A 26152-nucleotide genomic window follows, 5' to 3' on the forward strand; every position below is an offset into this window, starting at 1 on the left:
TCAGTACAACCGCCAACAGGACGCAGTCGAAGAGAAAACGGGCATGGCGCGCGTACTCGGCACCTCACCGGCCTGGGCATGCCACCGTACCAGCCAACGACGCCTGAGAATTCCTAACAGAGCAAGAGGTTGGCCAGTCGGCGGAAGCAGATGATCCCGCACGCCAAGCGGAGGAACGCCTCATGGATGTCATCCCGGTTCTCCCAGCGGATGCGCAGCCGTCGGAACCAGTGCAACAGCGCAAAGCCCTGCTCTCCCACCCAGCGGTGTACCCCCAGTCCGGACCCGTTCTCGGTGCCACGTCGCGCGATGAACGGCGTGAAGCCCTTCTCCCACACCAGCTTGCGGTACCTGTCGTGGTCGTAGCCCCGGTCGGTGTACACGGTGTCAGGACGCTTCGAACTCGGATTCACCTCGCTTGTGGCGGTCGACCTGCGCAATAGGGCAGTCGCCGCGATCGGCTTGGACATTCCCGCCATGGTCATCTACGACCACCCGACGCTTGGGGCGGTGGCGAAGTATGTGGACTCGCTCATGTGATCACCGCGAACCCATGCGGCGCAACAGGTACGACACCCCACGCGGCGTATAGCGGACGTGGAACAACCGTGCGATCAGATCGGCCACCCGCGCCGGGGTTCGGCGCTGGTTCGCACCGAAGCCCAGCGCGGCAGGGCCTTGCTCCAACACCTGGGCCAACCGATCCAGACGCTATGCGGCCAGCCCACAACTCGATCCGCCCGGCCCTTTCGAGGTCAGTGACACTCGACCTCGAGATCGCTTCACCGTCGATCGAGCCACAAAGTCCAGGGGCGTACTTCCTTGATGCGTAGTACTCCGTTCAGTGCCCACGGGTCCGTGGCGAAGATGGACCGCACTTCGTCCTCATCGGCCGCCACCACGGCGAGGAGTCCGACATCCTCACCGCCGCCGTCACCGATCGGACCGCCGAGAATGATGACATCACGGTCGAAGAGGTCGTCGGCGAAATCTGAGTGCTGGTCCCATTCGGGTTGCTCCCGAATGCCGCGGGTGTACTCCCAACGGGGTCCCTTTGCTGTCGTCACGGCGAAGACGGCCATGGCAGCTCCTTGTCCTGGTCGCGGGAGGCCGACCATCACCCACGCCGTGGTCCGCCGTGGACGGTGTGGCCTCGTTCGTGGACACTTACCTTCCCATGGGCGGCTGACAATTCTCAACCATGGGCTCATCGGCTACGGGCCAGCGTTCCTGCCTTCCTAGCGGTAGTTTGTTGACAGCGGTTCTGAGCTGCGGTAGGGCAGAAGAGGTAGGAAGCTCCGTGAACCGTTGGAGGACTACGCGGCCCGGTTCGATGAGGTGTTCTCCTCGCTGGCGCAACGGCGAGGGTTTCGGGAGTACCTGATCGGACTGTTGGCCCCGCGGGACCGGAACAATCGGAGTCCCGATGGGACCATGAGGTGATCAACGTTCGCCGGTTGGGGTTGCCGCTGGCCGACTCGGCCACCGCGCATGTGGGCATTCAGTGGCTGGGCCGCTATGGCAAGACCGACCGTGGGATTGTCGCCGTGACTACGTTGTGGGCCACGACGGCCCGGGTCGTGGACGAAGGTCACCCGCCGATTGCGCGTCCGTTCCGACACGGCGATCCGCCGTGTCGGTCCCGTCCGCGCGGTCGGACAAGCGGCGAGAGAGGGGAATCCACCAACAAGTCCATATCGGACAGACGCAGGCGAACACCCTGCTGGCCAGTGGCTCTTCGTCACGCGACGAGGACAAGATCACCGCATGGCGGACCACCACCTGGGCGGAGATGCGAGGCTAGCGGCGTCGACCGGGGCATGGGTGGTCTTCGAGGACGAGGCCGGACAGGACTCGCCTTCGATGCCGAACCACCGTGGAGACCCTGGCCCTTCAACCTCCGTAACAGCACAAACCGACTTTGAAATCACCCCGGGACCACCGCATCCATTTCTGCTCCTACAGCTCATACTGCGGGTCAATCCCGAAGGGCTTCAGGGGCAGCACGATGGTCCTGATTTCCCCGTGGACAATCTGCGAAAGGAAAGGGGATGCCGAGATCGTTCGCCGACAGACTTCCGTCGCGATCGCCCGGGTCTCCTCGCGATTCCGACTGATCCGGAACAGAGTCACGTACAGGCGGTCGCGCATGACCAGGGCATGCACGTGCTCGATCGAATCCTCGGGCGTCGCCGTGGCCCACATCGCGTCCACGGCGGCGCTCTCCAGCGAGGCCTCGTCAGTGTGCGAGCCGCGAAGCCGCAGCACCACCGTCGCGTGGTTCACTCGGCCACGCTGGTGCTCGAACCGGTGGGCACGCACTCGGTGCCGTCCCAGGTGAACCCGCCCGGGCATCGGCCGGGCGCGTTGTTCGACGCCTCCACCGGCGCCCCGGTGAGGCTCACCCCGAGAGCCATGGACGCGGACGCGAAAAAACGAACGATTTTCGACATGGCAGATCCGCCCCCCACAGAGTAATTCGGATGAAAAACCTGACAAGTTGCGGCCTTGCGTTCCCCCGCCCGGCCCCGCTGAAAACTTTGCCCGTCGCACGGCCGAGGCGCAAGAGAATCGGATTGGCACCAACCGGCCTGGCATGTTGAGGACTCGCCCCGCAGGAGGCTGACCGCCAGGTTGCGGAAGCTGGCCATCACCCGCGGGGCGTTGCCGGCGCGGACCATCGTCGGTCCCTGCGTGCTCCGTGAGCGGCCAGCAGGTGGTGGGGCGGGTCGGCGGCTCATTCACCGATCGCGGTGAATGAGCGCGCGCCGGTCAGTGCGGCGGCGGTGGCGATCAGCAGGATCGTCGTGATGGTGTGTCGTGTTCCGCGTCGAACCAGCACCGCGTCCCCTCCCCCACCACAACCGCGTTCCAGCCTCGGTGCGAGTCCTTAGCAGGTCTACACAGGACTTCACCGAGGTCCAGACAATTGCTGGTCGTCGGGATGGTTGAGCGTGTCGAGTTGTCGCCGCACCCTGTCGGCGTCCTGGTCGCGGCCCTGCTGCCGATACAACTCCAGTGCCTCCCGCCAGACCGTGCGGGCCCGCTCGTACTCGCCGAGTGCGACATAGGGGTGTCCGAGGGTGTCGAGCTCCCCGGCGACTTCTGAGATGTCGCCGAGGCATCGGTACACGATGAGGGCCTGTTGGTAGTGATCGACGGCCTGCCGGTGGCGGCCGGTGTGGTGATCGATGTAGCCCAAGCTAGAGAGGTTTTCCGCCTCGCCGTCGAGGTTGCGGTGTTGTCGATGTAGCGCGAGGGCGGCGTGGCAGTGCGCACGGGCAGTGTCATAGTCACCGAACTGGGCCAAGTACCAGCCCATCGTGCCCAGTGCGCCGGCCTCCCACTCCGGCTCGTTGAGGGTGCGGACGAGGTCCAGGTTCCGGGTGGCGTGGTCCACGGCTTTCCGATTGTCCCCCCGCAGCGCCCAGGACGACGCGAGCCCTCGGTGAGTATGGGCTTGCTGGTGGGTGTCGTGGTGTTCCTCGGCCAGGGCAAGAGCCTGGTACAGGTGCCCGATCCCCTCCTCGTGACACCTCAGTGTGGAGTAGACGAAGCCGAGGAGCCGGTGGGCGAGGATGCGCGGAGCGGGGTCGGGCAGGTGCGCGGCGGCCTCCAGCGCGGCCTGCCACACGGCGAGCCGGTCGTGGTCTCGTCCCCGCCGAACCTGGAAGCTGTAGAGGGTCCAGGCCAGCTGCCAGACCGTGAGGTGCCAGGCATGGCCGGCGGCGGTGTGTTGGGCGGCCAGTAGGTTGGCGTGTTCGGCCTCGAGCCAGGCCAGCGCCGTCGGCACGTCGGCAAGCGGTTCCGGCCGGGCGCCGGGGACAGGTGGGGCGAGCTGGATCGGGGGGCGGTGGGAGTACAGGATGCGATCGGCGGTGTAGGCGGTGTGGGTGTAGAAGTCGCACAACCGCCGCAGTGCGGCCTGTCGCTCGGACTCGGTGTCGCAGATGTGGGACTGGTCGGCCGCATAGGCGCGGAGCAGATCATGGAAGGTGTAGCGGCCGGAGGCGCGTTCGGTGACCAGGTGCGCCCGGGTGAGCTCGTCGAGCAGACGACGGGTGAGACCTGGGTCCAGCGCCGTCAGGCTGGCCGCGGCGGCGAGGCCGATGTCGGAACCGGGGTGTACCCCCAGTAGCCGGAACACCCGGGCTGCCTCGGGGGTGAGCCTGCGGTAGGACCAGGAGAACACGGCGCGGACGTCGGCTGCGGCTTCTCCGGTGCTCAGCGTGTCCAGCCTGCGGTGGGCGTCGCGCAACTCATCCACGAGCGCGGCCAGGGGGCGGGTGGGGTGTAGTGCGGCGTGCGCGGCGGCGATGTTCACCGCCAACGGCAGCCGAGCACACAGCTCGATCAGTTCGTCCACCACGGACTGCTCGCGCTCGACGCAGTCGACGCCCAGGCGGCGGATCAGCAGGTCGTGGGCATCGTCGCGGGTGAGCAGGTCCAGGGTCAGCGGCACGGCGCCCTCAATGGCGACCAGACCGGCCAGCTGGTTGCGGCTGGTCACCAACACCACGCAGCCGGGAACGCCGGGCAGCAGCGGCCGCACCTGCTCGGCGTCGCGGGCGTTGTCCAGCACCACCAGCATCCGCCGGTCCGCCAACTGCGAACGGTAGAGCATGACCCGCTCGTCCGAATCCGCTGGAATCTGCTGGGCGGGCACGCCCAGCGCGGTCAGAAATCCCCGCACCGCGGCCGCGGACGGCACGGGTGCGCCGCTGGGGTCGAAGCCACGCAGGTTGACATACAGCTGCCCGTCGGGGAACCGGTCGGCGTTGTGGTGTCCCCAGTGCACGGCCAGCGTCGTTTTGCCGATTCCGGCGGTGCCGCCGATCGCTGAGATCACCATGAGCGCGGAGTTGCTCGCGGCCGCCAACTGGGAGTCGAGGTGGCGCAGTTCCTGGGTGCGGCCGACAAAGAATCCAATGGGGGCCGGCAGTTGCCGGGGCACGACGGGGTGGAGCCCGGCGACGCCGGGTACGGGGTCAGTGATCGTCAGGTCGGGGTCGTTGGTCAACACCGCCTGGTATACCCGCTGCAACTCCGTTCCGGGATCGATGCCCAACTCCTCGGCCAGCACCGTGCTGGCTTGGCGGTAGACATCCAGCGCCTCGGCGCTACGCCCACAGCGGTACAGGGCCAGCATCAGCTGGGCCCGCATCCGCTCCCGCAACGGATGTTCGGTGGTCAGCGCGATCAGGTCGGGGACCAGTTCCCGGTGCCGGCCCAGTCGCAGCGCGAGGTCGATGCGTTGTTCCTGGGCGGACATCCGCTGCTCGACCAGCCCGGGAACCACCTCGCGGTGCAGCACCTCGCTGGGAATGTCCGACAGCGGGTCCCCATGCCACAACCGCAGCGCCTCATCCAGCAACTCCGAGGCCGACTCCGGCTCGCCGGCCGTCACCTCGGACCGCGCGGACCCCAGCAGGGTGCGGAACCGGTGCACGTCGATCGCGTCGGCGTCCGCCTCCAGGTGATACCCGGCCGCCGTCGTCACCAGCGGACACGGCTCGTCGTCCACCGTGAGGGTGCGGCGCAGCCGCAGCACGTAGTTCTGCAGCGTGTTCCGGGAACTGGGTGGGGGTCGGTCACCCCACAGGCACGTGATCAACCGGTCGACCGTCACCGGCTCGTTGGCCGCGAGCGCCAGCACCGCGAGCAGCACCCGCTGCTTGGTGGCCGGCACCGGCACCAGCACATCGCCGTGCCGGACCTCCAGCGGCCCCAGCAAACGGAAGCCCCATCCGTCCCCCAAGACTGGTTCCCCTCGACATCCTGGCCACCCCGCGCAGTCCAGGCATGGACGCCCCAGCACCCGCGTACTCGCCGACACAAAAACCGTGTTGGTAGGCGGCCGCGACTGGTGCCAGCGTGCTGTCGAGCCCAGCTTCTGACAACCCCAGCCTGCGGCACTTCATGTCCTTCGTCCACGGATTGCTTCCCTTATTTACGTCCGGGCCGCGGCCAGCGATCCAGGTATGGGCCTCGGCCCACGCCCGCGCGACCACGCGGCGACCACGCGCCGCCATGCTGATGGCGGCTGGTTGCCCATGCAGGGGCAGCGAGGTCGAACCAGCTCAGGGAGGGATATGCCGGGCCCGAGATCAGAGTCCTGCGCGTGGTCGGAGTCGCTGAGGAGACGGGGCAGCCGCATGCGGCCCTGCGTCGGGCAGCGGGACCGCTCTTACTCGATCTGAACTGCCCGAACCGCAGGGGCGTCGGCCCTGGCTTGTGTCCGTTGCCGGGGCACTGGCCATGGATCTGTTCGTGCGGTCGGGATCGTGATCTGCGGGACCCGGTTGGCGGAAGGGAGTGAGGTCGTGGTCGTAGGGCTGGGTTTGGACTCGTTGGCGGAATCGGTTTACAGAGTGATGCTCGTCGAGCCCGACTGGGGGCCGGCCCGCCTTGCCGAGCACCTGCGGGTCACCGGGAACGAGATCCGCGAGGCGCTGGACACCCTCGTCGACCTGGCCCTGATGCGAGAGTCCGTTGAGCGCCCCGGCACGTTGCGCCCGGTGGACCCGCATTCGGCCTTGCAGGCCCTCATACTGCGGCAGCAGCAGGACATCCAGCGGCAGCAGCAACAGATGCGGGAGAGTCAACTGGCGTTCTCCCGGCTCGTGGCCGAGGTCGCCGGGCGGCAGCCGGACACGAAGTCCGACAAGGTGGAGACGATCATCGGCCTGGACAACGTGCACCAGCGGCTGGAACGGTTGTCCAGTGAGGCCGAGTCCTCAGTGTGCACGCTGGCTCCCGCGGCCATGCGCTCCGTGGAACTGGCTGGGGCGGCGCTGCACAACGACCGCAGCGCGCTGGTCCGCGGTGTCAGCATTCGCACCGTCTTCCCCGACAGCGTCCGGACCGACGAGACCACGCTCGACTACGCCCGCCGGCTCACCGAGTTCGGCGGTGAGGTGCGCACCGCACCGGCGCTGCCGCTGCGCATGCTGATCGTCGACGCCACCACCGCGCTCGTGCCCATGGACACCAGTGGGCCCCGGAAAGGTGCCGCCGTCGCCCGGTTGCCCGGTGTCATCACCGGACTCGTCGCGCTGTTCGAGATGATCTGGACCAGCTCCTGTCCGCTCGGTGCCGAGTGTGCCCGCGACGACGGCCTGACCACCCAGGACCGGCAGATCCTGCAACTCGTGTCCCAGGGCCTGACCGACGCGGCCACCGGCAACCGCCTCGGCCTGTCGCTGCGCACGGTTCGCCGCGCCATGGCCGGGATCATGAAACGGCTTGGGGCGCGCAGTCGATTCGAGGCCGGTATGAAGGCCTCCCAACGCGGTTGGCTCTGACCCACAGCGTCATTCGGCCGTGGCACCGGACGTCGCGGCAACCGTGACGGAACCGAATTCACCGGCACCCATCGAGGGCGAACGGACCACGGGGGTGGTCCACTCCTGGATGGTGAGTGGGCCTGACGACGCCATCGCAACGCCGGATAACGGCACGCCCACCGCCCCACGGTCCCGGCAAAGTCGTGTAGGGGCTGGTCAGGCCGCGTGAGAGGCAGGCACCGTCTCGATGATCATCTGAGTGTCGAGTCCGTACGATCAGGTGCGAGAGCCGTGCCTGCCGCCACAACATCCCGGATCCCTGCCGCCCGATGCCGAGGCCGCCCGCACCGCCCTGGAGTCACTGGGTAAGGCCGCCGACGAGACCTGGTTGGCCGCCTACTCCGACTACAACCCGCTCCTGGACGCTCTGGCCTCCGCGCACAACGTCGGCATCGCCCTGGGCATCCTCATCGGCCTCGCCGACCTCCAGGCTGGGTTCCTGATCCCGGGCTCGGAGGAGACCCGGCATCGCGGGCAGGTCGGGATCGAGGTCGTACTCGGTACCCGCACCATTCCCGCCGCCGCCCTGACCCGCAGCCTCGAGACCGCGGTGGACGCCGGGCAGGTCGAGGCGGACAACCCCTGACAGTTGCTCGACCAACTACTCGCCGACGGCGCGTAGGCAAGGCGAATCAACCAATCGACAGAACTCACGCCCGCCGGAGACGTCCTAGCGTGGGAACACGCCAGACCGGTGCTGGGGATGGCTTTGTGGCCAACGCGTTCGCAGGCGTGACCGGAGAGCTGCTCTTCGGCGGCTGGGTCGACGACGACCCCCACTGTGACAAGGACCTTGCCTTCGTCTACCTCGGTACCACCGACGACGCCAGCATTCCGGCCAGTGACCAGATGCGCTCGCGGGCGGCCTCGGGCACGCACCCCAACCCCGTACCGTGCTCCCCCGCCCGACGGTCACACTTACCTGGCGTTCACCGACGACGGCTGGGCCCGCCTGTACGCACCGGACGGCGAGTACATCACCGACCCCGTGGACCAGGAGTGGCGCACCACCGCCGTAGACCGCCGCGAGATCATGCTCGTCCTCACCTCCCCATGACACCGGACATCGGCCCCGAAGCCCACCTGAACGCGACCCTGGCTGCTGGCGAACCGGCCACCAGTAGCTCTCCGCGCTAGCCAGCCTGCTCGGGTGGCAACTGCACTCCGGGGCACCACGACGGGGAACCCGCACGTGACCGATCCAAGTGGGGCATCTACTTCACCAGATGTGCCCCGCGGAACCGAGTTCCGGCCGTTGCCCAGATGGCTGATGCCTGCGGTCGTCCTCGCGATGCCGTGGTGTTGTCCCTGCCGGGGCAGGGACAACACCATCGGCACGACCTCACCCCTGGACGAAGCCGCTTACCGAACTGCGGGTGCCAATGCCGCTAAGAGCGTCGACACCCGCAGACTTGATCAGTGGACCTGATCTGTTACCACTTCCAGCCGCCGTGGCCGTGGCCGTGGCCGTGGCCCTGGCTCCACCAGTCGCCCTGGCCCCAGCCGCCGCCCCATCCGCCGTCAGCCGACTGAGGCGCCTGAAGATCCTTGATCGATTCCATTGAGCACCGCTCTCTCTTCGATTTCAACGGTTGTGAAGACAGTTCACCTCGAACAGTCGTGGGACTGCTGCGAGCCCACGATCGTCTCCACGTTCACTACATGCAGGCCACTCAACAAATAGCGCTCCGCTCTCCAAGCCAACTTGCTACTGAACCGCATCCCAAATAGACGGTCACACCGGAAATCAACCTGGAGGAGAGTTGAGCCAGTGTGACACTGGACGGAATGCGCTACATGTTAAACAAGGTATGCGTCACGCCTTTCGCTGAACCATTGAGTGAACGGCTCAACTCTAACGAGGAGGATGGCGGCTACAGAGAGGCCACCTAACCGGCTCCGACCAAAAATCCGCGAGCGGCTTACCGAAGCCGCGCTCGTGACCTCGACCGAGACAATCAGGCAGTCCATGGACCCGCGGTCGCGTCCGTGATTTATTTCGCAACTTGTTACACCGCCGACCCTGAATCTATTGTTTTAGTGGCTATCCTTCGTGCGCCGTACCGGCAATTGACCTCCGGGAGCGCCGGACCAGGATGCGGAACTTCTCCCGAGAGGACGTTTGATCCTGAATCATGCTCATTGTGATGGTTCTCAGGCGTGAGTGTGGCTCGATGGGTCGCGTTGTCGGGCCGTCTCGAGGGGGTGGGCGGCCCGGCCTGAGCGGGTACGCCGGGGCATGACCGAGCGCAGACCCCATCCCAGTGACCTGCCCGATGCCCGGTGGGCCTTGGTCGAGCCGGTGCTGACCGCCTGGCGCGAGCGCACCGACGCAGGGGCCTGGACATCGGCCGTCCGCCCAAGCAGGAGTTGCGGGACTTGCTGGACGCCGTGCTCTACGTGGACCGCACCGGCATCCCGTGGCGCTACCTCCCGCACGAGTACCCGCCGTGGCAAACCGTCTACTCCTGTTTCGCGCACTGGCAGCGCGAGGGTGTCTTCGAGCAGCTCAGCGGCCTACTACGGCGGCTCGCGCGCACCGACCAGGGGCGCGCCGACCTCGCTGGTGGGCGTGGTCGGCGCCATCTTGTCTTCGTGACCAGCTCTTGCTGGTTCGTCAGGTCGTGGGGTCCGCGTGCCAGTCCAGATGCCCCGGCATGGCCGGTAGGGTGCCAGCGGCGTAGAGCCAACTGCGCAGGAACGGGCCGAGGTCCTGTCCGGCCACGCGGGAGGCGGTGCCGATGAACTTGCTGGTGTCGGCGACCTTGTCGTGGTTCTCGGTGACCCACGCCCGCTCGATCCGCTGGAACGTCTCGGCGCCAACGTGCTGCCGCAGCGCGTACAACGCCAGTGCCCCGCCTTCGTACGCGCCGGACGCGAACGGACGGCCCTCGGAGTTGTTGAAGCTCGCCGGATCCGGCGCGGCGATCGGACCGAACTTTCCGAGCCAGCTCCGGTGCGTGCGGTAGGCCTCGCGCATCTGCTCATCGACCGTGCTGTGGCCGTGTGCCTCGTCCCATTGCCATTCGTAGAACCTGGCGTGCCCCTCGTTCAGCCACAGGTCGCTCCACCGTGCTGGGGATACCGAGTCACCGAACCATTCGTGCGTGATCTCGTGCGCGATGATGGAGTCGGTCCCGTTCCGGGGGAAGCCCTCCGGCGTCAGCTGCCCAGAGTTCAGCCAGGTGAGTCCCTGGGTCTCCAACGCTCCGCCGGTCGGTGTTGCGTAGGTGCCCGCGATTCGGCCGGGGAACGGCCCGAGCTGCCGTTCGAGAAACTCGATCGCCGCCGGAAACGTTGTGTCGAGCTGCGGGAGGATCGTCGCGGACTGGGTCGACGGCAGCGCGTAGCGCAGGTCGATTCCGCCCGGACCGCGTCGGTGGGTGACCGTGAACGGCCCGACGCCGACCTGGAGCAGTTCGGTGGCCAGCGGCCGGGGCTCGTCGAACACGCGGGTGGTCCGGTCGCCCGCGGTGGTGGTGGACGCGAGCCTCCCGTTCGCGACCGAGTTCACCGCGCCCGAGGTCGTGATCGCGACGCTGGTGGGTGCCTTCGCCGACGGGTGGTCGTCCACGGCAAGCACACGCCGGGCACCGGCGGGCTGGTTGTGCAGCTCGATGAAATCACCCATGTGAAACAGGCCGTTGTGGAGGTTTTCCGGGGTGGGCGGGTTCTTGATCAGGTCGGGTGCGGTGTTGAAGACCGTCACGGTTGTGGTGAACGTTGCTCCCTCGCGCACCGGCGTGGGCGGGGTGATGACCAGCTTGCCCTCCGGCGTGGTCTGCCAGGCGGCCGGCTTGCCGTCCACCTCCACCGCGCGGACCTCGGGGCCGAGCAGGTCGAGGTCGAATTGGGACAGCGTTTGCGACGCGCGTAGACGCAGCCGGGACGTCGCGTTGTAGGAACCGAGATCGGCGGCGAAATCGAACGACAACCACTGCCGTTCGACGCAATAGCCGCCGTTTCCAGTGGTGGGCCAGATCGGATCACCGATCCCCGATGCACCAGGCGATGGCGTTGCGGCGGTCGCCGTAGTGGCCGCCGGCCCGGTGAGCAGCAGCATCGCCGCCAGCGCGGCAGCCGCGATGGACCGTGGTTTCCGTTTACCACGCCAGCCTCCCGCGCCGGTCCGGGCGGATCGGCCTTCTGGTCGGGCTGGGTCGCCCACCGGGCTATTCAGGGACGCTGCTACAGTGCAGCGGCCTACGTTTTCGCTGACCAGCCAGAATCCGGCAGCCTGCCTTTTTCGAGATGCCATAACCCCCTCCTCAATACCTTCTCCAATTCGGAGCCTATCGGGACTCATGTCACCACGCGCGTCAGACCACAGACTGATCTCGCTATCAACCTGAAGAATGATTCGGCGAGTGTCATCTGTCCACCGATACCGCGTGCCGGCCCGGTTCCGCGGCACCACAGTTCTCATGATCATCCCGCCGGTTGGTCCTCGCATGACACAGTGAGCCTTCTTCAACCTGGTTGACGGCCGGGTGAGGTGGCGTTGCCAGCACACGGAGTGCCCGCGGGAAAAGGTGAAGCTCCTGGTAGATGAGAGCAACCTGTCCACCCAGAGCTTCATGTGCTTGTCTACCCATCAGGGCTGGATCTGCCCATCTGCGGTGCGGACATACCTACACCCAGCTCGCGGCCGGTCTCAGGGGCAGGACCACCACGGTGTACCGGTACGTGGCCGAAGCCGTCGACATCCTCGCCGCTCTCGCCCCGGACATCACAGCCACCATCCGCTCGGCCGCACGCAAGGCGTTCGTGATCCTGGATGGAACGCCGCTGCCCATCGACCGGATCGCCACCGACCGGCGGTACTACTCCGGCTGTGAGGATGTGGGAGTGTCGCCACGGAGTCGGTTTGACCCGTACTCTGGCTGGCCCTCGGTGCCCTGTGTTTGATCTGTCAACCGGGTCCGTGGCGGTACTCGCAGCCGCCGGACCGGCAGAGCGTGTCCCGATAGGGGCCTTGCCACTACAAGGCGCCGTCACAGTCCAGACCGCTGACGCCGGCCCGGCGACGGCTACCGAACCATGATCCAGCGAGCGTCACCCCGCTGGACGCTCCAATCACACGCCGGACGGTCCTCAGCGGCATGATCAGGGCACCACTCGGTGGCGACCGCCCTTACCCAGGGCATAGGGGACGTCAAGATCCAGGTCGACGTTCTCGACCTTGTTCCGCGCTGCGCGGTGACAACCGCCGTGTGATCCGGCCGAACAGCTCCGCCAGCGACTCGCCGATGTCCCGGCCGAACTCGGTCAGCCCGTAGGTGACCTGGGGTGGCGTCGTCGGCTCGACCCGCCGCCAGACAAGGCCGTCCTGGACCAGTGCGCGCAGGGTCTGGGCGAGCATCTTCTCGCTGATGCCCTGGATGCTCTCGCGCAGCTCGTAGAACCGGAGGTCGTTGCTCTGCAAAGAGATCAGCACCCAGATGCCCCACCTGCTGGTCACGTGGTCGACCACATCGCGCGCAGGGCAATCGGTGTGAAACACCTCATACCGCGCCCCCGTATCGGCCTGTGTGAACTGCACGCCTCCCGTCACGTGATGAGCTTACCTCAAGGTATGTCCTTACCAAGAGTTAGCCCAGCTCCTAGCGTCCTGCCCACAGAGGACATCGAACAAGGAGCTGTTCATGATCGTGGTGACCGGGGCTACCGGGAATGTGGGCCGGCCGTTGACGCAGGCGCTGGCCGAGGCGGGCCAGCAGGTGACGGCGGTGTCGCGGCACGCCGCGGCCGTGCCGGACGGCGTCCGCCACGTGGCGGCCGACCTGGCCGAACCCGCCGGCCTCGAGCCCGCGCTGACCGGGGCGAAGGCGTTGTTCCTGCTGCTGTCCGGCGACCTGCACGCCGCCGGAGCCAGCCCGGCCGACATCATCGGCAAAGCCGCGGCCAGCGGAGTCCGCCGGGTCGTCCTGCTCTCCTCGCAGGGCGTGGCGACCAGGCCCTTCGGCACGACGCGGATCGCGATGCGCGCGCTGGAGGACGTGCTGCGGGAGTCTGGCCTGGACTGGGCCATCCTGCGGCCGGGCGGCTTCGCCTCCAACGCCCTGTGGTGGGCCGAGTCCGTCCGCGCGCGGCAGCTCGTCGCCGCGCCCTTCGGCGATGTCGGGGTGCCGATCATCGACCCGGCGGACATCGCCGAGGTCGCGGCCGCCTGCCTGCTGGATGACCGGCACACCGGCGGGGTGTATGAACTGACCGGTCCGGAGGTGATCACGCCGCGCGAGCAGGCCGAGGCCATCGCCGCCGCGCTGGGCTCACCCGTGCGGTTTCACGAGCTCACCCGCGAGGAGGCCAAGGCCGGCATGGCCCAGAGCATGCCGGCGGAGCTCGCCGATGACACCCTGGACATCCTCGGTTCCCCGAGCCCGGCCGAGCAGCGCGTCAGCCCGGACGTGCAGCGGGTCCTCGGCCGCGCCCCGCGTTCCTTCGCCGACTGGGCCGCCCGCAATGTCGCCGCGTTCCGCTGAGACTGAGACTGGTCAGCGCTACCGGAACTGCTCGGCGTGCTCGGCGATCCACTGCTGATAGCCGAGGAACTGATCCGAAGTTGACGTTGGCGCCAGGGCTCGGGACCGACACTCCAGATAACTAGAGGGTGCTTGAGAAGGGGGTGTTCGGGTACGTAGGCGCCTTGGGAGCGTGAGGTGTTGTTGGGGTTGTGGTGATGGTTGCTCACCGTGCGGCGTATCCCACGGACCTGTCCGATGCCGGGTGGGCTCGGCTGTCCCCGTTGGTTCCTGACCCGAAGCCGGGAGGCCGTCCCGCTGTTCAGGAGCGCACGCGACTATGCCGTGCCCCCATCCCGAGCGCGGGCGCGATCGACAGTCAGTGCGCCAGCCATCGACGGGGGCGGACGGAGTCAAGCGGCATCTGCTTGTCGACACCTTGGGCACGGTGGTGGTGGCATGTGTCAGTCCGGCCAGTGTGGACGATCGGGATGGCGCGAAGGGCCAGGTTGCGGTCGACAGACACCGTGCCGCAAGGCCTGGTCCAGTCCTCCGCTTCCGACATACACGGGACGTTCGTGGCCTGCGCTGATGTCGTCTGGACACCAGCGCAGGCCGAGGCGTTCAGGAGATCGCGATCAGAACGCCCGCACCCTTGCCCGGGGAGTTGTTCCACCCTCGGATCTTGGCTGCGACCTTGGCCAGACGGGGGTCTCCGGGACCGACCTCGATCTGGAAGTGCCCCTCATCCGGGTGGCTGCGGTCCCCACCCCAGCCGACGACTCCCTCGCAGTCGCCGAGCACGTCCCGCAGCGCGGTCAACTCGTGCGGCAGGAAACCGCCCCTGACTCCCGGCGGATACCAGCCAGGGCGGATGTCGACGGCTGTTCCGGAGGCGTGATTGGTCTCGTAGCCGGTCACTGTGCTCGGGCTCTTGTAGCCGACCACTTCGCCGCGGTTGAGCGTGCCGATCTCGTAGTGGAATCGCCGCACGACGTGCACCAGGACAACGGCCACGTCACCGATGCGCAGCGCGGCGGTGACCGGACTGCCGGGGATTGGCCGTGTCCAGATCGAGCCGCCGATGTCGGCGCCCTTCTCGATGGCCCAGCCGTTGGCGCTGTGTTCTCCGGTAAGCACTCGTGCCCGTGCCTGGTCAGCGGCGGTGCTGGCACTTGGCTTACTGTCCGTGGCCCTCGCGGTTGTCGCGAACACGGTGCTGAGTCCGACGGCGGCTACCGCGGCGGCGCCGGATCTCAACACGGTGCGACGGGACAGGCCGTTGTTGGCCTTGGTCATTGAGGTTCCCCCTAGTTGCTGCGTTGTCGGATTTCGAGGTCGCCGGTCAGTACCACCGAATCAGCGACCACAGGTGCGGCCAGATCTGTACGACGACGACAGGGATGAGCAACACGAGAACGCTCAGTGGCCAGTACCACCGCGCCGGGGCCCTGCCAATCCGAGCCAGCGGATAGTTGACCGCGGCGAAGACGGCAAGCACGAGCATCGACAGCACCGCGCCAGTCAGGACCACCACCAGCACGCCATCGTTCATCGTCGGATCCGGCTCGGCCCAGCCCACGGCCGTGCCCAGGGCGCCAGCCAGGAAGCCGAACGGGATGACCCCGAAGTAGCCCAGCACGGCGTTGAGCACGACCATCAGCGGCCAGACCCACCAACGCCGTGACGCGACCGCTGGCGTTGCTGTGCTGCTCATCCCGAATACCTCTTACCTTCTGCGCAGTGCCGCGTTGTACTTCTCGAACACCCGGTACAGCCCGATCAGCTGACGACCGTACTGCTTGGCCTTGTCCCCGGTTCCGTTGTACCGTGCCAGGGTCTTGCGGCTGTCATCCTCGCTGAAGTCCAGGCCTGGCCGACCCAGACCCACCGCGTGTGCTCCCTCGATGAGCACCAGCGGGATGGTGCTGATGTTGTAGTTGGCGTCGTTGTGCAGGTTCTGCCACACCGGCCACAGGTCGGACTCCTTCCCGGGATCCATGATGGGGCCGGAGATGATGCCCTGGTTGATGCAGTGGTTACGGGCACGGATCGCGGTGGCTGCGAAGATCTGGCCGAGCCCGGTGCTGCTGTCGTTCTTGGTGCTGATCCCGGTGCCCTGGTAGTGGTCCTTGACCAGTTGGTCGGCGACCGGGTCGTCCAGGTTGTACTTGCGGATCTCCCACATCAGGGGGCACTGGATGAGTGACTTGCGGATCCGCAGGTTACGGGCCAGGTTGGTGATCCGCACGTCGTGGGTCAGCATGGTCTCGAACGAGAAGGTCGTGCTGTTGGGCTGGCCGATGTCGGTTCCCGGTCCTCCTGTCTCCGGTACGTTGATCGATTCCAGGTAGGTCTGCGCGTCCTTGAGCATGGCGGCCTTCTGGGACATGTCGAACTCCACGTCCAGGCCGAACCCCTTGACCGGTTCGTCGAACACGTTCTGACCGAGGTCGATGCCGGAGGCGATGTCGTTGTCGATCTCGATGGCGCCCTCACCGGAGCCGACGCCGACGGTGGCGATCTGGTCGAAGGCCCAGTCCAGCCCTCAACTCTCATAACCGCGGCTCAGCAACAGGGGGCCACATCATCCTCAGCAGAAGGATTAAGGAAGTCGAGCGTCTCCTGTGGGTACGGCTGTTCGACCGCACCACTCGGCAGCTCGACACCACGGCTGCGGGTCGGGCCCTTCTGCTCATGACGGGCGCCGTCCTCGACGACAGAGACATGCGACTGCACCGCAGACCGCCCCCGCGTGCGCGGGGAAGACTGGATGCGCGAGCCGGTCGGCGTGTGGGGCGGCGGACCACCCCCGCTCACGCGAGGAAGACGATCGCTTTCGCGTCCTCCAGGGTGTCGCGCTGGGACCACCCCCGCTCACGCGAGGAAGATACTTCCTGACCTGTGGCAATGTCGGTACACGCCCGATTTCAGCATCACTTTCATCGACCAGGCATCACAACGCACAACAGCCAGCACCCACCTACGGCACACGAGGAAGGTGGTCGGCTGGTGGAGTTCCGGCCAACGTAAGGACTGTCCCGGTGGGCGGGCTGATGACCGGACCAGAGGTGAGGGGAGGTCAACCGGTTGGCGACCAACGCCTCGATCACCTGTCCGTGGGTGATGCGCGCCAGATCGCGTACGCGCAGGCTCGGTCGTTGATCCCGGCTAGGCCCAGACGCCGACAGAAGTCAGCCGCCACCGGCAACGCTCCGAGTTGCATTTCCGCGCTCGCCGCGATGTAGCGGGCCCGCCCCTCCCCCGTTGATCCCCCTGGCAGAACCGCAGGTCGGGCGTATCCGAGACCTACCTGCCCGGCGCAGCCGACCTCGCGTGTGGAAGATGGGGCTAGCCGGGGTGGAGGGCGCGGTTCAGCAGGGCGATGAGCTGTCGCAGTTCGCCGTCGGTCAGCGCCGCCAGCGGGGTCTTCTCCAGCGTCGCCCGTACCACCTCGGCGCGGACCCGGCGGCCCTTGGCGGTCAGGACCAGGACGCGGGAGCGGCGGTCGGCCGGGTCCACGGCGCGCTCCACCAGGCCTCGGTCGACGAGCTGGTTGGTCATGAAGGTCAGGTTCGGGGCGTTGCAGTACAGGCGCTCGGCTATCACCTTCATCGAGGGCGGCGGCTCGTCCGGGTCGATCGCCCACAGCACCTGGAACGTCGCCGGGGTCAGGCGGTTCCTGGCCAGCGCGGGGCCAGTCAGGTCGACGGTCCGCATCCAGATGTCGTAGGTCGCGGCGACCGCCGCGGTGAGATCGGGCGCGGTCATGCCACCATCCTACCGATGCTTCGAGACTCGAAGGATCGTGCTAGCGTCGGTACTTCGAGACTCGAACTATCGGAGGGTCCTGTGAGAGACGGCTATCGCGGCGTCACCGCGCTCGTCACCGGTGCGTCCAAGGGATTAGGGCGGGCGTACGCGCTGGAGTTGGCCCGCAGGGGAGCGCGGGTGATCCTGCTGGCCCGCTCGGCGGGCGACCTGAAGCGGCTCGCCGCGCAGATCCGGGAACAGCACGGTGGACCGGACGTCGAGGTGATCGCCGCCGACCTCGCCGCCGCGGACGGACCGGAGCGGATCCTGCGGGAGCTGCGCGATCGCGGCCTGACCATCGACCTGCTGCTCAACAACGCCGGCGCGGGCAGCGCGGGCCCGTTCCTCGACCGCCCGCTCGAGCCGCAACTGAGCTCGGTCGGACTCAACGTCAACGGCTTGCTCGCGCTGACCCACGCGATCGGGGCCGAACTGGTCGCGCGCGGCCGCGGCGGCATCATCAACGTGTCTTCCACCGCGGCCTTCCAACCCATGCCCTACCAAGCCAGCTATGCCGCGACCAAGGCGTTCGTGCTCTCCTTCACCGAGGCGCTGGCCGAGGAACTGCGCGGCACCGGCGTCCACGTCATGGCCACGCATCCGGGCGCGATCGCGACCGGCTTCTTCGAGGGGACCTCGGCCACCATCAACCCGGCCATCGCCGACGCGCCGGCCACCGTCGCGGCCCGAACACTGGACGACTACGCCCGGCGGCGCGCGGTGTCCTACCCGGGCCGAGGCGTGACCAGGGCCATGACTTGGCCCGCGCGCCTGCTGCCGCGCACCGTGGTCGCGCGGGCGACCGGTGCGCTCAACCGCCGGCTGGGCCTACACGAGGTCGTCGACCTCGCCTAGTACCCGCGGCGGCGATCACGGCAGAATTGCAGGCCCCACCGTGATCGCCGCCATCCACCATCCGCGAAGTGGAAAACCTCACCGATCACAACCAGGATCCGGTCACGTCGAGGCGTCGCCGATGGCGACTGCCGCCGCTCGTGCTCTCGGTCGTGATCGTGGTGGGCGCCCTGGCGATCATCGTCTTCCGGCCTTCTGGCGATCAGCCGGCCGCGACCTCGAAGGCGCCCACCACTACGAGTACGACTGGCACGCCGACGCCGGCGACCTTGGATCCCGCCGGATACCAACAAAGCCGACCAGCCTGCGATCATCCCGTGCAAGCCAGGCTGCTGGATCTGCTTGCGGTCGGCCCCACCCGGCCACCACGATCAACCAGTTCCGGATTCTCCGGCACGGTCCACCCTCCACGTCGTCACCTACAAGGCCGTGGAGACCAGTGAAGGCATGCTGACCGTCACCTGCAACGCCTGCGCCGCAACAGGTTCACCGCACGCAACCTGGTACCTCAGCCTGTCCGGGGCCCGACCTGACCTCGGCGAACTCGACGACGACCCGTACGTCTCGATCACACGCACCGGGGACCCCTGCTCCCCGTCCAACCACACGGCGACATCCAGCACCAGGGGCCAAAGTCAACGACATTCAGGTTAAAAACAGGCGAAGTCAGACTTACGTCTTGACAGACCGGAGTCGTCTGGTTACCGTAAGTTATATTGGGCGATTAGGTACTTCTCAATCTGCGTAGGCGGCAGCCTGGTTTGACCCAAGCAGAATGGGGGAAAATCTACATGCACATCGACTCTGTGACCAACGATATTCGGCGCGCCCGTCTTGGCGAACTGGTCGCCACCCGTCAGTGCATTCGGATCATTGAGGCACACAATCCGATCTCGGCGATTATTGCGGAAAACGCGAGCGTGTCGCTTGGAAGCAGTCTCGGCGTCGAGGAGTTCGACGGCTTGTGGTCCAGTTCGCTGACCGATTCGACGCTTCACGGACTGCCAGATATCGAGGTGCTCGATCCGCAGACCCGCTTGGCGAACATCCGCGACATTTTCGCGGTCACCACCAAACCACTGATTATGGACGGCGATACCGGGGGGAAAGTCGAGCATTTCGAGTTCTTCGTGCGGAACATGGAGCTGGCTGGGGTCTCCGCGGTGATCATCGAGGACAAGACCGGCCTGAAGCGCAACTCGCTGCTCGGCACCACCGTCAAGCAGGTCTCGACGGACGTCGGCGAGTTTACCGCCAAGATCAGGCGAGGTAAGGCCGCGCAGCGCACACCGGAGTTCATGATCATTGCGCGGATCGAGAGTCTGATCCTGGACCTCGGCATGGCCGACGCTCTGACCAGGGCAGATGCCTACGTTGCGGCCGGTGCGGACGGCATCATGATTCACAGTCGCAAGTCGAACCCGGGTGAGGTACTGGAGTTCGCTCGCGAGTTCCGCCGCATTCACCCGTCGGTGGTGCTGATCTCGGCGCCCACCACGTACAACTCGATTCACGCGAAAGAACTTCAGTCGGCCGGGTTCAATGTGATCATCTATGCGAACCACATGCTGCGCGCTGCGGTAAAGGCGATGCAGGACGTGTCCATGGACATTCTGCGACACGGCCGCACCGCCGAGGCGGAGCGCCGCTGCGTCGGCCTCGAACACATCTTGCATATCGGTCCCGCTAGTGCGAGCACGAGAAATTGAGCAATCCGGCATGAGTGGGTGACAGCTGTTTCTGGGCACCCGTTGGCCGGGTACAGCTACTTTTTGGCCGTTGTCGAGAAGAAGATCGGAGTACGATCATGCGCGATGACATTATCCTTGAGGACACCACTCTCCGGGACGGAGAGCAGGCGCCCGGAGTAGCGTTCTCTCGGGATACCAAAATCGCCATCTTCAACGCGTTGGTGGACGCCGGCGTGCGCTGGATCGAGGCAGGCATCCCGGCCATGGGCGGCCAGGATGTCGAGGCCATGAAGGTGATGTTGGAACGCCGCGACGAGGTCAACCTGATCGGCTGGAACCGGGGCGTACTGGACGACCTGAAATACACCATCTCGCTCGGCTTCAAGGCTATTCATCTTGGCTTGCCGACCTCGAACATCCACCTCGACAAGAGCGTGAAAAAAGACCGCGGCTGGCTGCTGTCGACCGCGCAGGACATGGTCAAGTTCGCCAAGGACCAGGGCTGCTTCGTCTCGATCAGCGCCGAGGACGTCGGACGCACCAACCTCAACTTCCTGCAGGAGTACGCTGGCAAGGTCGCTGAGGCGGGAGCGGACCGGCTGCGGCTGTCGGACACCATCGGCATCCTGGACACGGCCGGCTATGCCGAGCGGGTCGCGGCCGTGGTCGCCGCAGCCGATATCGACACGCAGACCCATTGCCACAACGACTTTGGCCTCGCGGTGGCCAACACGCTGGGCGGCCTGCAGGCCGGTGCCCGGTATTTCCACGTCACGGTCAACGCGATCGGTGAGCGAGCCGGAATGCCGGATCTGGCCCAGATGGTGTTGGCACTGTCCCAGTTCCACGGGAAAGACCTGGGCATCGATACCACCAAGCTGGTCGCGCTGTCCCAGCTGGTCGCAGAGGCCTGCGGCACCCCGATCCAGCCGTGGCAGCCGGTAGTCGGCATGAACGTGTTCGCGCACGAATCGGGTATCCACACCAAGGGGATGCTCAGCGACGCCAACACCTTCGAGCCGTTCATGCCAGAGCTGGTCGGCGGCACCCGCCGGCTAGTGGTCGGCAAGCACTCCGGCCGGGCGGTGATCAAGCACCAGCTGGAGCAGGACGGTGTCGAGGTGAACGAGTCAGTGCTCGGCGAGTGCCTGACCCAGGTTCGGGGCTACGCGATCGAGCATCGCGGCGAGGTACCGGCAACCGCGCTACGACAGATCTACCGCACAGCACTGGCCGGAGCGAGCTCACACAAGGCCACCCAGTGACCCAACTCGAAGTGCGCTTCACCGCACCCGATCCCGCGGAGGCCGAAGACCGCAACACCCGGCTGCACGCCCTGGCGAGGCCAGCCCGGTGAAACTGCTGCCCCCACCCGGGCCGAAACGCTGGCTGGTGGTCTCGTGGCTGATCAAGAACGTCGGGAGCGGGCTGTACCTGCCGACCAGCACGCTGTACTTCACTCGTGTGGCCGGCTTCGGCGTGCATGAGGTCGCACTCGGCTTGACGGTGGCTGGGCTGGTGACTTTCGCCGGATCGCTGCCATTGGGCGTCCTCGCCGACCGCTTCGGTCCCCGGCGGCTCTACACCATGCTGCTGACGACCCAGTTCATCGTTCTCGCCGGTCTGGCACTGGTCCGATCGTTCCCCTTTTTCTTCTGCGCCATCACGGTTTTCCTGCTTGCCGAACAAGGCAGCACAGCGGCGCGTGGCGCCCTCGTCGCCACGGTCGGTGAAGGTAGCGAACGCGTCCAGTTCCGGGTATATCTGCGCATCGTCGCCAGCATTGCGGTCACCATCGGGGCCGGCCTCGCCGCACTGGCCATCCAAGCAGACACGACCGCTGCCTACACTGTGCTGCTGCTGGTCACCGCCACCACCTACCTCGCCGCGGCCGCGCCGTTACGCGGCTTGCCTCTGGAGACCCCAGCTGGTTCCACCACTCCGCGTAGCCGCCCGACCAGGGTGTTCAGGGACGGGCGCTACGTGGTGATCACGTTCATCTGTGGGGTGCTTTCGCTGCACGCCCAGGTGCTTTCGTTCGCCGTCCCGCTCTGGGTCACCGGCCACACGACCGCGCCGCCGGTACTGGTATCCGTGCTGGTCGTGGTCAACACCGTCCTGGTGATCTTCCTGCAGGCGCGGGCCAGCAAGGGCGCCGAGGACAACCCGACCGCTGCCCGGCTCTGCCGCTGTGCCGGACTGGCCCTGCTCGCGGCCTGCTGCGTCGTTGCCCCGACCGGGTCCCTGCCGCAGTGGCACGCCGTTGCGCTCCTGCTGATCTTCGCCGTCCTCCTGACGGCCGGCGAACTCTGGACGTCAGGAGGTTCGTTCGGCCTCAGTTTCACCCTCGCACCCGACGGTGCACATGGGCAGTACCAAGGCTTCTTCGCTCTCGGCCGGGGTTTGGCCACCGCCGTTGCACCTGGTCTGCTCACCGTCCTGTGCCTCGGCAGCGGGTACGGCTGGCTGATCCTCGGCTTGTGCTTCGCCGGTGCGGGTGCGCTCGCTCCGCTGGTCGTCACTGGTACGAGGTCCGCAGGGCGGCAGGACACAAGGAGTTGATCATAGACGGAACCTGTGGAGACGACACAGTCGGCGAGTACTCGTAACAACAGCTGGACACGCGCCGATGTCCAGCGGTGCCCAGACACAGACCCAAGTATCACAACGAGATCAGCGGGCACGTCGAGGGCCACGCGATCATGGCGGGGACGATCGACCATCTCACGCTGCACGACCGAGAGGCCGAACTCGAAGGGCGACTGTTCACCGCCCGGGACCGGCTGATCGGCTCGGCCGCCGTGCTCGCTGTCGCGCTCGTGGTGCGGACTGCGGCACCCACGGTGTTCCCGGACGCCCTTGTCATCGCGGTGGCCGCCGCCGGTGCCGGGTGTGTGCGCTTCGGGTTCGCGCTGGCGCAGTCCTTCGCACGGTTGCGCGCGTTCCGGAAGATGGACGCGGCGGGCACCCAAGCGCGGCTGAACGCAGCGCTGCGGCTCCTGGTCGACCAGGAGCGGAGCCACGCCAACCAGGAGCTTTCACTGGTGGACTGGACAAGCACGATGCCGGTGCGGCTGGCCACCGCACCCGAGGGGCTCGGCGATCACTGGGCGAACATCCACGGATCGACGGGCGGGTCGGGTCCGCTGGATCTGGACGGCACGGTCGAGGGCGTGTCCGAGGTGTTCACGCGGGTGCCGTCGGGCAGGCTCGTGGTGCTCGGCCCGGCCGGTGCCGGAAAGTCCGTGGCGGCCTGGTTGTTCGTCCGCGGGGCACCCGATGACCGGGCGGCTGTCGTGGTACCGGTGGCGAACTGGAACGCCGAGCGCGGCCTGCAACGGTGGCTGGTCGACGAACTCGTGGACAGGTGCGGCGAACTCGGTGCGGTCGAGCCGGACGGGCGGACCCGCGCCGAGAAGCTGGTGCTGGCGGGCCGGGTACTGCCGGTGTTCGACGGGCTGGACGAACTGCCCAAACCGGCACGCCCGGTGTTCCTGCGCCAACTCAACAAGGCAAGATCCGTGCTGCCGCAACTGGTGTTGACCAGCCGGACCGCGGAGTACCAGGGCTGTGGGCTGGTGGTGTCGGGTGCCGCCGCAGTGGAGTTGCAGCACCTGTCGTTGGCCGACCTGACGGAGTACCTGTCGCGCACCACCTCGCCGGTCCGCGACGGTGGCACGAAATGGGACCTACTGATCGGGAAGCTGCGCCCGACCAACAGTCGGAAGCAGCCGCACCGGCTCACCAGGGTGCTGGAGTCCCCGCTGATGGCGTACCTGGCCTGGGTGGCCTACAGCGACACCGAAGCCGCACCGGAGGAACTGCTCGACCGGAAGCGGTTCGCCAACTCCGAGGAGGTCAAGGCGCAGCTGCTGGACGGGTTCGTGGACGCCCGTTTCGAGGGATCGGCTCCCCAGGTGAAGCGCTGGCTGGCCTTCCTCGCCACCCACCTCGACGCCACCGGGAGCACGCAGATCGCCTGGTGGCGGTTGTGGCACGCGGTACCGCGCTGGGTGCTCGGCATCGCGCTCGCCGTTCCCTACGCGGGTACCTTCGCCGCGCTCATGCTCGGGGACTTCTTCGGCCCGACCACCGACTTCGTCCGGCAGGTGTCCCCGTTGCCATCGCTGGCAGTGATGGTGGTGGTGCAGTACCTGACCGCGTGGAAGGCACTCACCAGCGAGGATGCGACACCCGTGCGGCTGTCGGCGCACAGCCGTGGGCGGAGGCTGCTGGCCGTGACCGCGACCGGGCTCGGGTACTACCTGCTGGTGTTCATCGCCGACCGACTCGGACTGTTCGCCTACCTGACCGGCGGTCTGCCGTGGTTCGCGATCTCCGCCGTGGTCGGTCTGGGCTCTGTCGCGCTGACCTTGCTCAGCGAACCGGGAGACGCCGCCGTCACCGTCACCCCGCGCGTCCTGCTGCGTACCGATCGTGCCGCGGCCTGGTTCGGTTGGTGCGCCATGATGCCGTACCAACGTGATCCGCTGGCCCGATCCGCGTTGTTCCTGCTGCTGCCCGTGATCATGACCTACGTGTGGCTGGGTGGGGACTGGATGACCACCCAGCGCTGGATCGTGGCGCTGGGCGTGACGGGAGCCGCGATGCTCTGGTACGGCCTGCTGGCCTCGGCATGGGGCAGGTTCACCGTGGCCAGACTGTATTTGGCGCTCACCGACCGGATGCCGTTGTCCGTCATGGGCTTTCTGGCCGAGGCCCATCGACGGGGCGTGCTGCACCAGGTCGGTGGCGCGTACGAGTTCCGGCACGACCTCCTCCGGGCAAGGCTGCTGGAACGCGCACCGGAGTTCGGTGTGGCCTGGTACCCGAGCCCGCAGCCCAGGTACCAGGCCTCCGTTGTCCTGCGCGGGGCGAACGTCGGTTTCCTGGTGGTGTGCCTGCTGGAGACGCTGCTCGCCTACACCGAACTGGGGCTGCGCTAGCTACCGGAACAGGCGGTCGCCCGGGTTGGCCATGCGGTGCGTGCCGCCGTGCTTGCCCACCCAGTCGCGGATGGCCGCGATGGACTGGGAGCACTGCCAGGTGTCGTTGTACTCGGTCACCTGGTCCTTGGCCCACCCGGCGATGATGCCGTTGACACCCGCCTCACCGAGCAGTTTGTCCACGTACCACGGGTCGTTGTAGTCGGTGGTCCAGGAGAAGGTCGCCCCGAGCGAGCCGGAGTCGCGGTACCCGGCGGCCTTCTTCAGCTCCGCACAGGTGTTGTAGCTGGCCTCCGTGCAGTTGCCGAAGCCCTTCCTGATGTCGGAATCGCCGTAGTCCATCGCCCGGTGCCCGTTGGGCAGGCCCGACCCGTGCTTGGCGTACACGCCCTGCACCGTGGACAGCGATCCGGTGGTGGTGATGCCCTCCAACGGGCCCAGCCGGCCCTGCAGGCTCTGCCAGCCGCGTCCGCCCACGTCCGGGGTGTTGCCAGGGTGGTACTCGAAGAACCCGTAGAGCACCTGGATGCCCGCCGCGGTCAGCTTCTGCGCCTTGTCCCGGAGGCCGGCGACGGCGCACGTACGGTTGGGCTGTTCACCGCAGTAGTTGGGGTCCTTGATGTCCAACCACACCAACGACAACCGCCGGCCCGCCCGCGCCTCGGACACGATCAGGTCGAACATGCTGTCCACGCTGGGGCCACGGCGGTTCTCCCCGGCCGAGGAGCAGTCGTGGTATGCCCGCCACTCGTTCGGGTTCCACCAGGAGCACATGTCGATCTCGATCGCGTTGGCCCCGTGCTTGATCGCGGCGTGCACCCCGTCCAGGGTGTCGACCCGGTGCGCGATCGCGTACACCGGCCGCTGCCCGGCGGCCACCGCCGTGGGAGCACCGAGGACAACCGAACCCAGTGCCGCGACAACCGCAGCCACTATCCGGAGTTTCACCGCACTACCTCCATCGCCATCAAGGTCCGTCGAGGCAAGCTCATGAACAGGCCGCAGCACAGAGTCGTCCAGAACGCATCGGAAGGATT

Annotated in this window: 24 protein-coding genes and 2 pseudogenes; 13 read left to right on the forward strand and 13 right to left on the reverse strand. The window is 67.0% G+C overall.

Translation table 11 applies throughout. The features are described 5' to 3' along the window. Positions 1-113 precede the first annotated feature (113 nt). Positions 114-470: a hypothetical protein gene (locus tag KALB_RS27145; protein ID WP_236650035.1), complete on the reverse strand. Its 357-nt coding sequence runs from the start codon at positions 468-470 to the stop codon at positions 114-116. On the opposite strand from KALB_RS27145, the gene KALB_RS50285 reads away from it, so the two are divergent. Beyond that, positions 421-540 (forward strand): acyl carrier protein, encoded by a 120-nt coding sequence (locus tag KALB_RS50285; RefSeq protein WP_411931157.1) that lies wholly within the window; start codon positions 421-423, stop codon positions 538-540. The genes KALB_RS27145 and KALB_RS50285 overlap by 50 nt on opposite strands. Here the strand turns inward: KALB_RS50285 and KALB_RS50290 are convergent, their stop codons facing one another. From KALB_RS50290 to KALB_RS27160, 5 genes are all read right to left on the reverse strand, one after another. Beyond that, positions 541-690, reverse strand: coding sequence for a helix-turn-helix domain-containing protein (locus tag KALB_RS50290; RefSeq protein WP_411931156.1), 150 nt, complete (start codon positions 688-690; stop codon positions 541-543). 92 nt (positions 691-782) lie between these two features. Continuing rightward, the gene (locus KALB_RS27150) at positions 783-1082 is read right to left on the reverse strand and encodes a YciI family protein (protein WP_025358833.1); all 300 of its coding nucleotides are present in this window, start codon (positions 1080-1082) and stop codon (positions 783-785) included. A gap of 877 nt (positions 1083-1959) precedes the next feature. Beyond that, positions 1960-2286 carry a hypothetical protein gene (locus tag KALB_RS27155; RefSeq protein WP_025358834.1) on the reverse strand — a complete coding sequence of 109 codons (327 nt, stop codon included), beginning with the start codon at positions 2284-2286 and terminating at the stop codon, positions 1960-1962. After that, complete coding sequence (locus KALB_RS49950) at positions 2283-2417, reverse strand: hypothetical protein (RefSeq protein ID WP_268872221.1); 135 nt, start codon at positions 2415-2417, stop codon at positions 2283-2285. Before KALB_RS49950 ends, KALB_RS27155 begins: the two co-directional genes overlap by 4 nt. Before the next feature lie 494 nt (positions 2418-2911). Further along, positions 2912-5758, reverse strand: a complete 2847-nt coding sequence (locus KALB_RS27160) for an AfsR/SARP family transcriptional regulator (protein WP_063751901.1) — start codon at positions 5756-5758, stop codon at positions 2912-2914. Between the two features lie 616 nt (positions 5759-6374). Between KALB_RS27160 and KALB_RS27165 the strand changes: the two genes are divergently transcribed. From KALB_RS27165 to KALB_RS50295, 4 genes and pseudogenes are all read left to right on the forward strand, one after another. After that, entirely contained in the window at positions 6375-7304 is a 930-nt protein-coding gene (locus tag KALB_RS27165; RefSeq protein ID WP_081789536.1) for a LuxR C-terminal-related transcriptional regulator, read from the forward strand. 241 nt (positions 7305-7545) lie between these two features. Then, positions 7546-7932: a hypothetical protein gene (locus KALB_RS27170; RefSeq protein ID WP_025358837.1), complete on the forward strand. Its 387-nt coding sequence runs from the start codon at positions 7546-7548 to the stop codon at positions 7930-7932. 255 nt (positions 7933-8187) lie between these two features. Continuing rightward, positions 8188-8403, forward strand: coding sequence for a hypothetical protein (locus tag KALB_RS46945; protein WP_148309682.1), 216 nt, complete (start codon positions 8188-8190; stop codon positions 8401-8403). Between the two features lie 1226 nt (positions 8404-9629). Beyond that, positions 9630-9845, forward strand: a pseudogene (locus KALB_RS50295) (transposase); the annotation flags it as partial. A 118-nt stretch (positions 9846-9963) separates the two neighbouring features. Here the strand turns inward: KALB_RS50295 and KALB_RS27175 are convergent. Beyond that, complete coding sequence (locus KALB_RS27175; protein WP_030110635.1) at positions 9964-11409, reverse strand: M1 family metallopeptidase; 1446 nt, start codon at positions 11407-11409, stop codon at positions 9964-9966. A gap of 545 nt (positions 11410-11954) precedes the next feature. Between KALB_RS27175 and KALB_RS27180 the strand changes: the two are divergent. Next, a pseudogene (locus KALB_RS27180) lies at positions 11955-12179 on the forward strand (helix-turn-helix domain-containing protein); the annotation flags it as partial. 322 nt (positions 12180-12501) lie between these two features. On the opposite strand, the gene KALB_RS27185 reads toward KALB_RS27180, so the two are convergent. Beyond that, complete coding sequence (locus KALB_RS27185) at positions 12502-12807, reverse strand: winged helix-turn-helix transcriptional regulator (protein WP_236650036.1); 306 nt, start codon at positions 12805-12807, stop codon at positions 12502-12504. 184 nt (positions 12808-12991) lie between these two features. Between KALB_RS27185 and KALB_RS27190 the strand changes: the two genes are divergently transcribed. After that, positions 12992-13831 carry an SDR family oxidoreductase gene (locus KALB_RS27190; protein ID WP_025358841.1) on the forward strand — a complete coding sequence of 280 codons (840 nt, stop codon included), beginning with the start codon at positions 12992-12994 and terminating at the stop codon, positions 13829-13831. Positions 13832-14434: 603 nt separating this feature from the next. Here KALB_RS27190 and KALB_RS27195 read toward each other — a convergent pair. The 3 genes from KALB_RS27195 to KALB_RS27205 are packed head-to-tail and all read right to left on the reverse strand — an operon-like array spanning position 14435 to position 16250. Then, the gene (locus tag KALB_RS27195) at positions 14435-15109 is read right to left on the reverse strand and encodes a M15 family metallopeptidase (protein ID WP_025358842.1); all 675 of its coding nucleotides are present in this window, start codon (positions 15107-15109) and stop codon (positions 14435-14437) included. Between the two features lie 46 nt (positions 15110-15155). Then, the gene (locus tag KALB_RS27200) at positions 15156-15527 is read right to left on the reverse strand and encodes a hypothetical protein (protein WP_158510826.1); all 372 of its coding nucleotides are present in this window, start codon (positions 15525-15527) and stop codon (positions 15156-15158) included. Positions 15528-15539: 12 nt separating this feature from the next. Next, positions 15540-16250 (reverse strand): hypothetical protein, encoded by a 711-nt coding sequence (locus KALB_RS27205; RefSeq protein WP_025358844.1) that lies wholly within the window; start codon positions 16248-16250, stop codon positions 15540-15542. A 164-nt stretch (positions 16251-16414) separates the two neighbouring features. Here KALB_RS27205 and KALB_RS50300 point away from each other — a divergent pair, with 164 nt between their 5' ends. Continuing rightward, positions 16415-16711, forward strand: a complete 297-nt coding sequence (locus tag KALB_RS50300) for a hypothetical protein (protein ID WP_420811837.1) — start codon at positions 16415-16417, stop codon at positions 16709-16711. A 450-nt stretch (positions 16712-17161) separates the two neighbouring features. Here the strand turns inward: KALB_RS50300 and KALB_RS27210 are convergent, their stop codons facing one another. Further along, positions 17162-17581 (reverse strand): MarR family winged helix-turn-helix transcriptional regulator, encoded by a 420-nt coding sequence (locus KALB_RS27210; protein ID WP_025358845.1) that lies wholly within the window; start codon positions 17579-17581, stop codon positions 17162-17164. An 81-nt stretch (positions 17582-17662) separates the two neighbouring features. On the opposite strand from KALB_RS27210, the gene KALB_RS27215 reads away from it, so the two are divergent. The 5 genes from KALB_RS27215 (at position 17663) to KALB_RS27240 (ending at position 25115) form a co-directional block, all read left to right on the forward strand. Beyond that, positions 17663-18478, forward strand: a complete 816-nt coding sequence (locus KALB_RS27215) for an SDR family NAD(P)-dependent oxidoreductase (RefSeq protein WP_030110636.1) — start codon at positions 17663-17665, stop codon at positions 18476-18478. 791 nt (positions 18479-19269) lie between these two features. Next, complete coding sequence (gene aepX / locus KALB_RS27225) at positions 19270-20187, forward strand: phosphoenolpyruvate mutase (RefSeq protein WP_030110637.1); 918 nt, start codon at positions 19270-19272, stop codon at positions 20185-20187. Positions 20188-20285: 98 nt separating this feature from the next. Continuing rightward, positions 20286-21434 (forward strand): hydroxymethylglutaryl-CoA lyase-like TIM-barrel protein, encoded by a 1149-nt coding sequence (locus KALB_RS27230; RefSeq protein ID WP_042220837.1) that lies wholly within the window; start codon positions 20286-20288, stop codon positions 21432-21434. Positions 21435-21522: 88 nt separating this feature from the next. After that, the gene (locus tag KALB_RS27235; protein ID WP_025358850.1) at positions 21523-22731 is read left to right on the forward strand and encodes an MFS transporter; all 1209 of its coding nucleotides are present in this window, start codon (positions 21523-21525) and stop codon (positions 22729-22731) included. A gap of 77 nt (positions 22732-22808) precedes the next feature. Further along, entirely contained in the window at positions 22809-25115 is a 2307-nt protein-coding gene (locus KALB_RS27240) for an NACHT domain-containing protein (RefSeq protein ID WP_025358851.1), read from the forward strand. Here the strand turns inward: KALB_RS27240 and KALB_RS27245 are convergent, their stop codons facing one another. Next, positions 25116-26048, reverse strand: a complete 933-nt coding sequence (locus tag KALB_RS27245) for a PI-PLC domain-containing protein (protein WP_025358852.1) — start codon at positions 26046-26048, stop codon at positions 25116-25118. Positions 26049-26152 lie beyond the last annotated feature (104 nt).

It is taken from the genome of Kutzneria viridogrisea DSM 43870, from assembly GCF_000525635.1.
Taxonomy (GTDB): Bacteria; Actinomycetota; Actinomycetes; order Mycobacteriales; family Pseudonocardiaceae; genus Kutzneria; species Kutzneria viridogrisea.